This window comes from Methylorubrum sp. POS3, from assembly GCF_043352485.1.
GTDB lineage: Bacteria > Pseudomonadota > Alphaproteobacteria > Rhizobiales > Beijerinckiaceae > Methylobacterium > Methylobacterium suomiense.
In genome coordinates this window covers 2,152,881-2,165,552 of record NZ_JAPRBT010000001.1, presented here as the reverse complement: position 1 = coordinate 2,165,552, position 12,672 = coordinate 2,152,881, and the positions used below count along the sequence as shown (strand labels likewise).

At 69.1% G+C, this 12,672-nt stretch carries 10 protein-coding genes and 1 pseudogene; 8 read left to right on the top strand and 3 right to left on the bottom strand.

Features of this window, described 5'->3' with window-relative positions:
* Positions 1–428: 428 nt before the first annotated feature.
* The 5 genes from OWC43_RS10180 (at position 429) to OWC43_RS10160 (ending at position 6,762) form a co-directional block, all read left to right on the top strand.
* Positions 429–2,219, top strand: coding sequence for an acyl-CoA dehydrogenase C-terminal domain-containing protein (locus tag OWC43_RS10180; RefSeq protein ID WP_393956584.1), 1,791 nt, complete (start codon positions 429–431; stop codon positions 2,217–2,219).
* Positions 2,220–2,293: 74 nt separating this feature from the next.
* Positions 2,294–3,502 (top strand): acetyl-CoA C-acetyltransferase, encoded by a 1,209-nt coding sequence (locus OWC43_RS10175; protein WP_137829381.1) that lies wholly within the window; start codon positions 2,294–2,296, stop codon positions 3,500–3,502.
* Positions 3,503–3,623: 121 nt separating this feature from the next.
* Entirely contained in the window at positions 3,624–4,109 is a 486-nt protein-coding gene (locus OWC43_RS10170; protein ID WP_137829380.1) for a hypothetical protein, read from the top strand.
* Positions 4,110–4,279: 170 nt separating this feature from the next.
* Positions 4,280–6,484 (top strand): FAD-dependent oxidoreductase, encoded by a 2,205-nt coding sequence (locus tag OWC43_RS10165; RefSeq protein ID WP_137829379.1) that lies wholly within the window; start codon positions 4,280–4,282, stop codon positions 6,482–6,484.
* Between the two features lie 113 nt (positions 6,485–6,597).
* On the top strand, positions 6,598–6,762 hold the full coding sequence (locus OWC43_RS10160; RefSeq protein WP_137829378.1) for a YqaE/Pmp3 family membrane protein: 165 nt from the start codon (positions 6,598–6,600) through the stop codon (positions 6,760–6,762).
* A gap of 11 nt (positions 6,763–6,773) precedes the next feature.
* On the opposite strand, the gene OWC43_RS10155 is transcribed toward OWC43_RS10160, so the two are convergent.
* The 3 genes from OWC43_RS10155 to OWC43_RS10145 are packed head-to-tail and all read right to left on the bottom strand — an operon-like array spanning position 6,774 to position 10,008.
* Positions 6,774–7,244, bottom strand: a complete 471-nt coding sequence (locus OWC43_RS10155) for a secondary thiamine-phosphate synthase enzyme YjbQ (RefSeq protein WP_393956583.1) — start codon at positions 7,242–7,244, stop codon at positions 6,774–6,776.
* On the bottom strand, positions 7,241–8,953 hold the full coding sequence (locus tag OWC43_RS10150; protein ID WP_393956581.1) for a cisplatin damage response ATP-dependent DNA ligase: 1,713 nt from the start codon (positions 8,951–8,953) through the stop codon (positions 7,241–7,243). Before OWC43_RS10150 ends, OWC43_RS10155 begins: the two co-directional genes overlap by 4 nt.
* Positions 8,950–10,008: a ligase-associated DNA damage response exonuclease gene (locus OWC43_RS10145; protein ID WP_393956580.1), complete on the bottom strand. Its 1,059-nt coding sequence runs from the start codon at positions 10,006–10,008 to the stop codon at positions 8,950–8,952. The genes OWC43_RS10150 and OWC43_RS10145 overlap by 4 nt, the downstream gene beginning before the upstream one ends.
* A gap of 51 nt (positions 10,009–10,059) precedes the next feature.
* On the opposite strand from OWC43_RS10145, the gene OWC43_RS10140 reads away from it, so the two are divergent.
* From OWC43_RS10140 to OWC43_RS10130, 3 genes and pseudogenes are all read left to right on the top strand, one after another.
* Entirely contained in the window at positions 10,060–11,022 is a 963-nt protein-coding gene (locus OWC43_RS10140; protein ID WP_393956579.1) for a class I SAM-dependent DNA methyltransferase, read from the top strand.
* 73 nt (positions 11,023–11,095) lie between these two features.
* Complete coding sequence (locus tag OWC43_RS10135; RefSeq protein WP_393956577.1) at positions 11,096–11,851, top strand: YoaK family protein; 756 nt, start codon at positions 11,096–11,098, stop codon at positions 11,849–11,851.
* A gap of 37 nt (positions 11,852–11,888) precedes the next feature.
* Positions 11,889–12,626: pseudogene (locus OWC43_RS10130) on the top strand (IS5/IS1182 family transposase).
* The last annotated feature ends 46 nt before the right edge of the window (positions 12,627–12,672 follow it).

Genomic DNA, 12,672 nt, shown 5'->3' with positions numbered 1-12,672 from the left:
CAGCGTCCGGGGTCCGGCCGGACGCTGACCCGTCCGGTCAGGGACGGGGCAAGGATCGGAACGGTTGATGCGACCTTTAACAATCTTGGTAAATGGCTGGTTAAGAAGCCGAGCCGGGACGAGGAAACTGCATTCCCTGATCGTTCGCGCCGGAAGCGACCCGATTGAAGAATTCGGGCGATCTACGGTTCGCCGTTAAGCCTTGCTCATCTGTCTATCATAAGATCGTTTCAGATCTCGCCGCGCCGCCGCGGAACAACGGTGCCGGACGATGTCGGAATGCGCTTCACCTCTTCGATTCATCGATTCGTGATTGAAACCTTGAACGTCGGGGCGGGCCTTGCAGTGATCCGCCGTGATAGTTTAGATATGAACTATCTGCGGGCGGCGAGGGTGGTCCGCCCGAATTCCTGCGGGAGGCTGACGCGATGCCGAGCTATCGGGCCCCGGTCGAGGACACGCTGTTCTTCCTGGAAGACGTTCTGGCCATCCACCGCCACGACAATCTGCCGGGCTTCTCCGACGCGTCGTCCGACGTCCTGCAGGCGATCCTGTCCGAGGGCGGCAAGCTCGCCTCGGACGTGTTCGCGCCCCTCAACCTGTCCGGCGACCGCGAGGGCTGTACCCGGCACGCGGATGGCCGCGTCACGACGCCGAAGGGCTTCAAGGAAGCCTATACGGCTTTCGCCTCGGGCGGCTGGATGGGCCTGTCGGTTCCGGAGGAATTCGGCGGCCAGGGCCTGCCTCACCTGCTCAGCACGGTGATGCAGGATTTCGTCTCCGGGGCCAATCTCGCGCTCAGCATGTATCCCGGCCTGACCCAGGGGGCGATCGCGGCCCTCCTCGTCCACGGCTCGGAGGAGCAGAAGCGCACCTATCTCCCGAAGATGGTCGAGGGCGTCTGGACCGGCACCATGAACCTCACCGAGCCGCATTGCGGCACGGATCTGGGGCTTCTCAAGACCAAGGCGGTGCCCAACGAGGACGGCTCCTACAGCCTGTCGGGCACCAAGATCTTCATCTCGGCGGGCGAGCACGACCTCTCCGAGAACATCGTCCACCTCGTCATCGCCCGGATCGAGGGCGCGCCGTCCGGCACCAAGGGCATCTCGCTCTTCGTCGTGCCGAAGTTCCTGGTGAACGCGGATGGCAGCCTGGGCGCGCGCAACGGCGTGTCCTGCGGCTCGATCGAGCACAAGATGGGCATCCACGCCAATTCCACCTGCGTGATGAACTACGACGGCGCCAAGGGCTGGCTGGTCGGGGAGGCGAATCGCGGCCTCAACGCCATGTTCGTGATGATGAACGAGGCGCGCCTCGCCGTCGGCGTGCAGGGGCTCGGCCAGTCCGAGGCCGCCTACCAGAACGCGGTCGCCTATGCCCGCGAGCGCCTGCAGGGCCGTGCTCTGACCGGCGCCAAGGAGCCCGGCAAGGCTGCCGACCCGATCATCGTCCATCCGGACGTGCGCCGCACCCTCATGCAGATCCGCGCCTTCAACGAGGCGGCCCGCGTGCTCGTCCTGTGGACGGCTCTCCAATCCGACATCGCCCACCGCTCGCAGGACGCCGCCGAGCGGCAGGCCGCCGACGATCGGCTCGGGCTGATGACCCCGGTGGTGAAGGGCGTGCTGACCGATCGGGGCTTCGCCAACGCGGTCGAGGCCCAGCAGATGTTCGGCGGCCACGGCTATGTCGAGGAATGGGGCATGTCGCAGTTCGTGCGCGATGCCCGCATCGCCATGATCTACGAGGGGGCCAACGGCATCCAGGCGATGGACCTGATCGGCCGCAAGCTGCCCAAGGACGGCGGCCGGGCGATGATGGCCTTCCTCACCGAGGTGCAGACCTTCATCAAGGACCACGACGAGGACGAGGGCATGAAGCCCTACGTCGTGCCGCTCCAGCCGGCGCTGAACGACCTCCAGGGCGCCGTCCTATGGCTGATGCAGAACGCCTTCACCAAGCCCGACAATGCGGGCGCCGGGGCGACCGACCTGATGCACCTGCTCGGCACTGTCGTGCTGGGCTACATGTGGGGCAAGATCGCCAAGGCGGCGCTGGCGGCCAAGGCCGAGGGGCGCGACACGGAGCGGATGGACGCCAAGCTGGTGCTCGGACGCTTCTTCATGGAGCGGATGCTGCCGGAGACGACCCTGAGGCTCGCGCGGATCAAGGCCGGGTCGGAGACGACCATGGCGCTGGCGGCGGAGGCGTTTTAAACGCGTGGCGTTCGCCCCTCCCCTCGCCGGGAGGGGACGACCGCGCGGATTGGGACGGACACGAGGAAGCGCATATGCCCGAGGCCTACATCTACGATCACGTCCGCACCCCCCGCGGACGCGGCAAGCCGGACGGGTCGTTGCACGAGGTCACGGCGCTCCGCTTGGCCGAGACGGCCCTCCGCGCCCTCAAGGACCGCAACGGCCTCGACACCCGGCGCGTCGACGACGTGGTGCTCGGCTGCGTCGATCCCGTCGGCGAAGCCGGGGGTGACATCGCCCGCGCCGCCGCGCTGGTCGCCGATTACGGCACCCACGTGCCGGGCGTGCAGATCAACCGTTTCTGCGCCTCGGGCCTCGACGCGATCAACTTCGCCGCGGCCCAGGTGATGGCCGGCCAGCACGACATGACGGTGGGCGGCGGCGTCGAATCGATGAGCCGCATCGGGATCGGCGCCTCCGGCGGCGCCTGGCCGGTCGATCCGGCGATCGCCGTGAAGTCGTTCTTCATGCCGCAGGGCATCTCCGCCGACCTCATCGCCACCAAGTACGGCTTCTCCCGCGACGCCTGCGATGCCTACGCCGTCGAGTCGCAGAAGCGCTCGGCGAAATCCTGGGCCGAGGGGCTGTTTAAGGACTCGGTCGTGCCGGTGCGCGACATCAACGGCATCACCCTGCTCGACCGCGACGAGCACATGCGGCCCTCGACCGACATGCAGTCGCTCGGCCAGCTCAAGCCCTCCTTCGTCCAGATGGGCCAGATGGGCGGCTTCGACGCGGTGGCGGTCGATGCCCATCCGGATGTCGAGGCGGTCGACCATGTCCACCATGCGGGCAATTCGTCGGGCATCGTCGACGGCGCCGCGGCGGTGCTGATCGGCTCGCGCGAGGCGGGCGACGCCGCCGGGCTGCGCCCCCGCGCCCGCATCCGGGCCTTCGCCAATATCGGCTCGGACCCGGCGCTGATGCTGACCGGCCCCGTCGACGTGACGAAGAAGGTGCTGGCGCGGGCCGGCATGGACTTGTCCGACATCGACCTGTTCGAGATCAACGAGGCCTTCGCCTCGGTGGTCCTGCGCTATCTCCAGGCCTTCGACCTCGACCCGGCCCGGGTGAACGTCAACGGCGGCGCCATTGCCATGGGCCATCCCCTCGGGGCGACGGGCGCGATGATCCTCGGCACCGTGCTCGACGAATTGGAGCGCACCGGCCGGGAGCGCGCGCTGGTGACCCTCTGCATCGGCGCCGGCATGGGCACCGCCACGATCATCGAGCGCGTGTGAGGCGAGGTCGGGCGGCGCCGCGTCGCCCTGCCCTCCGACGGCAAACGCTGTTAAGGGCCTCTCACGCCGCGCCCTTTCGCGCCGGGCGCGGGCCGAAACCAAGAACGGGAGAGACGCCACGATGAAGACCCTGACCGCCGCCCTGTGCCTCGCCACCGCGCTGGCCCTGCCCCTCGGCGCCCGCGCCGACGACGCGGCCGACAAGCTCGCCGTCGCCAAGACGCTGACCGAGAAGACGGTGCTCAAGAACCTCGATACCGGCTTCGGCGGTGCCCTGGAGAAGACGGTCTCGACCATGCCCGAGGAGCGCGCCGAGACCGTGCGCAAGGAAGCCCGGGCCGAGTTCGACAAGCAGCGCGGCGAACTGCTGGATGGCCTGTCCAAGCAATATGCGGAGAAGTTCAGCCTCGACGAGTTGAAGCGCCTCGGCGCCATCTACGAGGATCCGACCTACCAGAAGTTCCAGGCCGTCAACGCCGATCCGAAGTCGGAGATCAACCTGCTGTCGCAGGCGGTGGTGACGCGGCTCCTGAACATGCTGACGCTCGCCGCCGCGAGCGATCAGAAGGGTGGCATGCCGGGCGGGATGCCGGTTCCGGCCAAGTAACCGGGCCAAGTCGTAACGACGCCGCGGAGGAGGCCGGGCCGCCCCGGGCCCGGCCAAGGTCCGTAGGCGAGGACGGTCCCAGGCGACGATTGACAGGGGCGTCGGGGAACCGGCGCCCGAGGCGCGGGCGGCCCCGGCCGCCGGCTCGACGGGAGGTGCGAGGAAGAGCGATGAGCGAGTCCACGAAAAACTTTCGCTTCGAGACCGATGCCGACGGCATCGCCCTCGCGACCTGGGACATGCCGGGCCGCTCGATGAACGTCATCACCATGGCGGTGATGGACGAGCTGGAGGGCATCGTCGATGCGGTGGTGGCGGACGCGACCATCAAGGGCTGCGTCGTCACTTCGGGCAAGCCGAACTTCTCCGGCGGCGCCGACCTGACCATGCTGCAGGGGCTAGGCGCCGAGTACGAGCGCCTCAAGGCGGCGGAGGGCGAGGAAGTGGCCATGCGCCACTTCTTCGAGGCGTCGCGGCGCCTGAGCCTCGTGTTCCGCAAGCTCGAGACCTGCGGCAAGCCGTTCGCCGCCGCCGTGCAGGGCCTGTGCCTCGGCGGCGCGTTCGAGCTGGCGCTCGCCTGCCATCACCGGGTGCTCGCTGACGACGAGAAGACCCGCGTGGGTCTCCCCGAGATCAAGGTCGGGCTGTTTCCCGGCGGCGGCGGCACCCAGCGGGTCGCCCGCCTGATGCAGACGGGCGATGCCCTGCAGATGCTGTTCAAGGGGGAGCAGATCCGCCCGCTGATGGCCAAGAACATGGGGCTGGCCCACGAGGTCGCCCCGGCCGCCGAGATCGTCGAGCGGGCCAAGGCGTGGATCAAGGCCGGCGGTTCGGCGGTCGCCCCCTGGGACGTGCCGAAGTTCAAGGCGCCGTCCGGCAAGGTCTACTCGCCCGCCGGCATGATGATCTGGCCGCCGGCCAACGCGATCTACCGCCGGGAGACCCACGACAATTACCCGGCCGCCAAGGCGATCCTGGCCTCGGTCTACGAGGGCCTGCAGCTACCGATGGATCTCGGGCTGAAGGTCGAGAGCCGCTACTTCGCCTACATCCTGCGCACCAAGGAGGCGCAGGCGATGATCCGCACGCTGTTCATCTCCATGGGCGAGATCAACAAGGGCGCGCGCCGGCCGAAGGACGTGGAGCCGGCCCGGATCGGCAAGGTCGGCGTCGTCGGCGCGGGCTTCATGGGGGCGGGCATCGCCTACGTCACCGCGCAGGCCGGCATGGAGGTCGTGCTGATCGATCGCGACCAGGCGGCGGCGGATGCCGGCAAGGCGCATTGCCACACGCTCATCACCGGCCAGATCAACCGCGGCAAGGCCAAGACCGCCGACCGCGACGCGCTGCTCGCCCGCATCACCGCCACGTCGGATTACGCGGCGCTCGGCACGTGCGACCTCGTGGTCGAGGCGGTGTTCGAGGATCCGGCGGTGAAGGCCGAGGTCATCGGCAAGGTCGAGGCGGCGTTGCCGGAGCACGCGATCTTCGCCTCCAACACCTCGACGCTGCCGATCTCGGGGCTCGCCAAGGTCTCGAAGCGGCCCGAGCAATTCGTCGGCATCCACTTCTTCTCGCCGGTCGAGAAGATGCTCCTGGTCGAGGTGATCCGCGGCACGCAGACCGGCGACCGCGCGGTCGCCACCGCCCTCGACTACGTGCGGGCGATCAAGAAGACCGGCATCGTCGTCAACGATGCCCGCGGCTTCTTCGCCAATCGCTGCGTCCTGGCCTACGTCAAGGAAGGCCACAAGATGCTGATGGAGGGCGTGCCGCCCGCCATGATCGAGAATGCGGGCCGCATGGCCGGCATGCCGGTCGGCCCCCTCTCCCTCAACGACGAGGTGGCGCTCGATCTCGGCCTCAAGATCCTGAAAGCCACCGAGGCGCAGCTCGGCTCAAGCGCGATCGATCCGGACCAGAAGAGGCTGCTCCTCGAGATGGTGGAGAATCGCGGGCGCCTCGGCCGCAAGAACAAGCGCGGCTTCTACGACTACCCGGAGGGCGGCCAGAAGAAGCTCTGGCCGGGTCTGTCCGAGATCCAGCCGACCCGGCTCGACCCGGATTCCATCGACGTCGAGGAGCTGAAGCATCGCTTTCTGGTGGTGCAGGCGCTGGAGGCCGCCCGCACGGTCCAGGAAGGCGTCATCACCGATCCCCGCGAGGCGGATGTCGGCTCGATCCTCGGCTTCGGCTTCGCGCCGTTCACCGGCGGCGCGCTCTCCTACATCGACTTCATGGGGGCGTCCGCCTTCGTGGACCTCGCCCGTGCCTTGGAGGCCAAGCACGGTGCCCGCTTCACCCCGCCGGACAACCTGCTGGCGATGGCCGGCCATGGCGGGCGCTTCTACGACGCGCTGAAGCGGGCGGCGTAGGGCTCGCCGCTGACCCTCTCCCCTGCGCGGGAGAGGGTTGAGCGGAGAAGGTGGAACCGAGCCGCTCCGCTTTCGTTCTTGGCCCGAGCCGCACATCGCGCTTGGAGCTGCCCTTGTCGACCCTGATCAAGATCCTGATCGCGTTCTTCCTGCCGCCGATCTCGGTGCTGATGACGAACGGCTTCGGATTGCAGTTCCTGTTCAACGTCCTGCTGTGCCTGCTGTTCTACATCCCCGGCTCGCTGCACGCCCTCTACCTGCTGCTGCGCGACCGCTGATCGGGCCGACCTCAGCGACCCAGAGCCGACAACACGATCTCGCGCCGGTGACCCCGGTCGCGATGCTCGATCAAGTAGATCCCCTGCCACGTGCCGAGCGCCAAGCGCCCGTCGCGTAGGGGGACGGTGAGGCCGGAATCGGTCAGCATCGTGCGGATATGGGCCGGCATGTCGTCCGGCCCCTCCATCCCGTGAACGTAGTGCCCGTGTCGGGGCGCGAATCCGTCGAGCGCCGTCATCAGGTCCGTGCGCACGTCCGGATCGGCATTTTCCTGGATCGTCAGCGACGCCGAGGTGTGGCGGCAGAACACGCTGACCATGCCGTGACGCAATCCGCTCTCGCGCACGAAGGCGGCGACCGCGTCGGTGATGTCCGTGAATCCCTGGCCCGGCGTCGCGACGGTCACCGTCGCGCTCGCCTGCCGCGTGACCTCGCCCGCGGAAAAGCCCGCGAGCGGCCCGACCTTGTCCGCTTGCCTCATTCCGATGTCTCCATGCTCGCCCCCGGGGCGATCTCGCGCTCGCCGCGGGCCAGGATGCGCTCCAGCACCTCGATCCGGTCGGCCTCCGCGGGCGGCTTGTCCCACCGGATGCGGCTGACGCGGGGGAAGCGCATGGCGACGCCGGATTTGTGCCGGGTCGAGCGCTGCACGCCCTCGAAGGCGATCTCCAGGACGAGTCCGGCCTCGCGTCCGTGGGTCACCTCCCGCACCGGGCCGAAGCGCTTCACCGTGTTGTTGCGGACGTAGCGGTCGAGCTTCGCGAGTTCGGCGTCGGTGAAGCCGTGATAGGCCTTGCCGACCGGCACCAGCTCGTCGCCCACCTCGCCCGCGCGCCAGCAGCCGAAGGTGTAGTCCGAGTAGAACGACGAGCGCTTCCCGTGGCCGCGCTGGGCGTACATCATCACGGCATCGACGATGTGCGGCTCGCGCTTCCACTTCCACCACGGGCCCTTGGGGCGGCCGGGCAGATAGGCGCTGTCGCGCCGCTTCAGCATCACGCCCTCGATGGCGTCGGCATCCTCGCCGGCCCCGACTGAGGCCGGGTCGGCCCGTGCCGCCGCGAGATCCGCCCAGGTTCCGAACGGCACGACCGGCGAGAGGTCGATGCGGGCATGGTCGAGATGCGTCACCAGGGCCTCGAGCCGGGCGCGCCGCTCGGCGAAGGGCAGTGCGCGCAGGTCCTCGCCCTCCGCCGCCAGCAGGTCGTAGGCGCGGACATGGGCCGGGAACTCGGCGAGGAGCTTGCCCGTCACCGCCTTCCGGTTGAGGCGCTGCTGCAGCACGTTGAAGCTCTGCACGCGGCGCTCCCGCAGGATCAGCAACTCGCCGTCGATGGCACCAGTGAAGGTGATCGCCTCGGCGAGGTCGGGAAAGGCGTCGGTGATGTCCTCGCCGGTGCGCGAGTAGACTTTTCCGACCTGCTGCCCTTGGGCGTCGCGCCCGCCCGCGAGCTGCACGCGGATCCCGTCCCACTTCCACTCCGCCGAGAACGCCTCCGGGTCGAGCTTGTCGAGATCCGCCTCCTCCTCGATCGGATGCGACAGCATCGGCGGGCGGAACGGGGCGGGGTTCCGGTTTTCGGGTTGCTCGCCCCTGCCCTCGACCCAGGCGAACAGCTCGGCGTAGGGCGCCTTCAACCCGTGCCAGACCTGCTCGACCGCATCCGCCTCGTGGCCGCCGAGTGCGCCGACCGCGGTCTTGGCGAGCCGCGCCGAGACGCCGACCCGCAGGTTGCCGGTGACGAGTTTAAGCAGCGCCCAGCGGCCGGTCTCGTCGAGCGCGTCGAGCCAGCCGGCGAGATGCTGCGGGAGTGTGCGCTTCGGGGTGGTCGCGAGGGTTTCGACCACCTCGGCCAGGGTGGGGATATGGGGGGGCGGGTTGTTGTGGCCGATGCCGGGGCTGCCCGGCCGGGCGTCCGGGCCCGGCCAGATCAGCGCCGTCGTCTCGGCGAGATCGCCCACGTAATTGTGGGACAACCCGAACAGCACCGGATCGACCCGCTCCTCCACCAGCCCCCGGATCAGGGCGGGCTTGGCCTCGCGGAACGTCAGGCCCCCGGTCATGGCGGCGAGCGCCCAGCCGCGCTCGGGATCGGGGGTGGCGGCGAAGAAATCCTGCAGCAGCCGGAGCTTGGCGTTGCGGCGCGGCTCGTAGGCGAGGCGGTCGAGGAGAGCGGCGAAATCGTTCACGACGAGGCCTCCTCCAGGGCGGGGTTCGCCCCCGGATCGGGCTCGGCCTCGCCGTCGTCGCCATACCCGAGGAGATGCAGCGGCTTGGCGCGGATGCCTTGCGTGCCGCACCAATGCACCAGCGCGTCCTCCTGCCCGTGGGTGACCCAGACCTCCCCGGCGCCGGTGTCGCGGATGGTGCGGCAGAGATCCGGCCAGTCCGAATGGTCGGAGATGACGAGCGGCAGCTCGACGCCCTTCTGGCGGGCACGGGCCCGCACCCGCATCCAGCCCGAGGCGAAGGCGGTGACCGGATCGGGGAATTTGCGCGACCAGAGATCCTGGATCGAGGAGGGCGGGCACAGCACGATGGCGCCGTGCAGATCCTTGCGCTCGGCGGCCACCACCTTCGGCGTCTCCCCGAGCGGGATGCCTTCGTCCTTGTAGAGGGCCGTCAGCCGTTCCATGGCGCCGTGCAGGTGGATCGGCCGGTCCCAGCCCTCCTCCCGCAGCAGCGCCATCACCCGCTGCGCCTTGCCCAGCGCGTAGGCACCGACGATGTGGGCGCGCTCGGGGAAGAGTTTGACGGAGTCCAGAAGCTTGCGGACCTCGTCCCGCGTGTCGGGATGGCGGAACACCGGCAGGCCGAAGGTCGCCTCGGTGATGAACACGTCGCAGGGCACCACCTCGAAGGGCAAGCAGGTCGGATCGGGCGCACGCTTGTAATCGCCGGAGACGACGATCCGCCCGCCTTCCCCCTCGATGGCGATCTGCGCCGAGCCGAGCACGTGGCCGGCAGGGGCGAAGAACACGGTGACGTCGCCGATGCGCATGCGCTTGCCCAGCGGCGCCTCCTCGCGCCGGCGACAGAAATCCTCGCCGTAACGGGTCGCCATGATGCGCAGCGTCTGGTCCGTCGCCAGCACGGAGCCGTGACCGGCGCGGGCGTGGTCGGCATGCCCATGGGTGATGAGCGCCCGTTCCACCGGCCGGGTCGGATCGACGTGGAAGCGCCCGAGCGGGCAGTAGAGCCCTTCCCGCGTGAGGGTGAGGAGATCGGAGGCGCGCTGCGGCATCCGACGGGATATAGGGCGCCCATCCGCGCTTCCTCGATCCTTCCCGCACCGATGTCGCATCAGCGCTCCTCCGGAAACCTCCTCGCCGACCGCCGCTACGCCTATGCCGAGGCATGCTTGGCCGAGGGCGACCCTGCGGCGGCCGCCGATCTGGCCGCACAGGTGCTGGAGATCGCCCCGGATTTCGCCCCCGCCTGGGACCTCGTCGGCCGTGCGCGGGCGGCGTCCTTCGCCGATGGCGGCGACGCGGCCGACCGGGCGGCCGCTCTGGAAGCGTTCGGACGGGCGCTGGCCCTCGACCCCGAGGACGGGCTCGGCAGCCGCCTGCACCTCGCCGATCTCGGCGCCGGGGAAGCCGCCACCGCGATCGGTCCGGCCTATGTCCGGGCCCTGTTCGAGGGCTACGCGCCGCGCTTCGAGCGCCATCTCGTCGAGGAACTCGGCTATCGCGGCCCGCAGATGATGGTCGACGCCCTCGATGCCGGTTTTGCTGCGCCGCAGCATTTCGCTCGCGCGCTCGATCTCGGCTGCGGCACCGGGCTGATGGGCCGCGCCCTCGCAGGGCGGGTCGGGCATCTGTCCGGCTGCGACCTCTCGCCGGCGATGCTGGCCCAGGCGCGCCGCACCGGGCTCTACGCGCGGCTCGTCGAGGCCGATCTCGTCGCCTTCCTCGTCGCCGAGGCGCCCGGCTCCGCCGACCTCGTCACGGCGGCGGACGTGTTCATCTATCTCGGCGACCTCGCGCCGGCCTTGTCCGGCATCGCCCGCGTCCTCGCATCGGGCGGCCACGCGGTGCTGACCGTGCAATCGCCGCCATCGTCCCGGGAAACGGGAGACGGACCGGTGCTCGGGGCCGATGGGCGTTACGCCCATCCGGATGCGGTCGTGCGGGCAGCGGCGGAGGCGTCCGGCCTCACGGTGGCCGCCGATCTCCCGGCCGCGATCCGTCGGCAGAACAGGAACGACGTTCCAGGCCGGATTTTCATCCTTCGCAAGCTCTGCACAAACACTTGATCGGAAGCGGCGCAATACGTGCAACCCCTCCCACGTCATACCGTTGTGTTGCGAAGCAATATCTGAGGACCCGATGGCGGACGAGACGAACAAGGCCTTTCCGGCGAGCCCGGTCACACGGGTGCCCTTCGCTTTGATGCTGGCGGGATTGGCCGGAACTGCGGATTCGATCGGCTTCCTCGAATTCTCCCAGCTGTTCATGTCGTTCATGAGCGGCAACACCACCCGCTTCGGCGTCGCCGTCTCAAGCTACGATTGGGGGGGCACCACCCGCTTCGCCAGCGTCATCGCGATCTTCTGCTTCGGTGCCTTCCTCGGCACGCTGATCGCCGCGTGGTCGGGCCGCTGGCGGCTCTCGGTGCTGCTGATCATTCAGGCCATCCTGTTCGCGATCGGACTCTACGTCCCGTTCGGCACGGACGCCTTCCCGCTCCACGCCTACCCGATCGTGCTGGCGCTCGGCATCCAGAACGCGACCCTGCAGGACGAGGCGGGCCGCAGCCTCGCCCTCACCTACGTCACCGGTACCGTGGTGCGCTTCGGCGCAGGCGTGGCCAACATCCTGCTGCACAAGCCGGCGCCGTCCTTCTGGATCCAGGCGCCGCTCTGGGGGGCGCTCAGCACCGGTGCGGTGCTCGGCGGCTTCCTGCATCACTGGTTCGACGAGAAGGCCTTCCTGTTCCCGGCGGGCTTCGCCGCGCTCCTGGCCGTCGTCTCGCTCGTCCTGTCGATCGTGCTGAAGGACACCCCCTACGTCTCGGGCTGGGCGGCGCCGCAGCCCGACGCCCACCCGGAGGCGAAGCCCACCGCGACGGTCCCGGCGAGCTGATCGGCCTCGAACTCAGAGCGCCTCACAGAACGGCGTGATGCGGTTGGTGAAGCGTTGGTCGAGTGCGGCGCGACCTCCGCTGTCCACTGTTCTGGATCGAGTTGCCCCTCTCCTGCCGCCGCCCCGTCCCTACCCAAACGGCGGACGGCCTGCGATCGAAAACCATGCTGCGCTCAGGCTTGGCCTTGGGCGATGTTGCCAGCCGACGGTGCTGCTGCACCGCCTCGACGCGGCCCGGCGAAATCGACTGGCGGCGGGCGAGCCTGGACAGTGCTGGTGTCCCAGCCAAGAAGGGGGCTGCCACCGGCCGGAACCCGACGGAAAGGGGCAAGGCGGAAACGAAGCGCCGCCGCGTCATCGACGTTCGCGGCACGCCCCTCCTGGTGAGGTCGACGAGCCATCGGCCTGACGCTGACCGCGGCAAAACGACACGACCGTCCGCAGATGGCCCTGACCTGCGATGCCATTTTGCCGCTGGGCGCGGGTCGGCGGGGCCGACCGCCCCGACAAGCTGCAGGCCGACAAGGCCTAGGACGCCGCGACCTGTCGGCCGGAGTGCCGGGCGCGTGGGATCGTGCCCCGCCTTGCCTGCAAGGGCCTCGAGAGCCGTGAAAGGCTCGGCCCCCAAAGCTAGGTGGTGAAGCGCATCCAAGCCCGGTTCGATCGCTTTCGCCGCCGGCCGATCCGCTACGGGCATCGAGCCGACATTTGCGAGGCCTTCCCAAGCCTTGCGGCCAGCCTCATCACCATCGAGCGGATCAGATGGTTCTGCTAAGGCGCTCCTACATGCGCCCCCCTACTCAGGGTCAGATACGAAAAGT

Coding starts and splice junctions, on each gene's coding strand:
- OWC43_RS10180 (WP_393956584.1), top strand. CDS start 429: ATGCCGAGCTATCGGGCCCCGGTCGAGGACACGCTGTTCTTCCTGGAA.
- OWC43_RS10175 (WP_137829381.1), top strand. CDS start 2,294: ATGCCCGAGGCCTACATCTACGATCACGTCCGCACCCCCCGCGGACGC.
- OWC43_RS10170 (WP_137829380.1), top strand. CDS start 3,624: ATGAAGACCCTGACCGCCGCCCTGTGCCTCGCCACCGCGCTGGCCCTG.
- OWC43_RS10165 (WP_137829379.1), top strand. CDS start 4,280: ATGAGCGAGTCCACGAAAAACTTTCGCTTCGAGACCGATGCCGACGGC.
- OWC43_RS10155 (WP_393956583.1), bottom strand. CDS start 7,244: ATGAGGCAAGCGGACAAGGTCGGGCCGCTCGCGGGCTTTTCCGCGGGC.
- OWC43_RS10145 (WP_393956580.1), bottom strand. CDS start 10,008: ATGCCGCAGCGCGCCTCCGATCTCCTCACCCTCACGCGGGAAGGGCTC.
- OWC43_RS10140 (WP_393956579.1), top strand. CDS start 10,060: ATGTCGCATCAGCGCTCCTCCGGAAACCTCCTCGCCGACCGCCGCTAC.
- OWC43_RS10135 (WP_393956577.1), top strand. CDS start 11,096: ATGGCGGACGAGACGAACAAGGCCTTTCCGGCGAGCCCGGTCACACGG.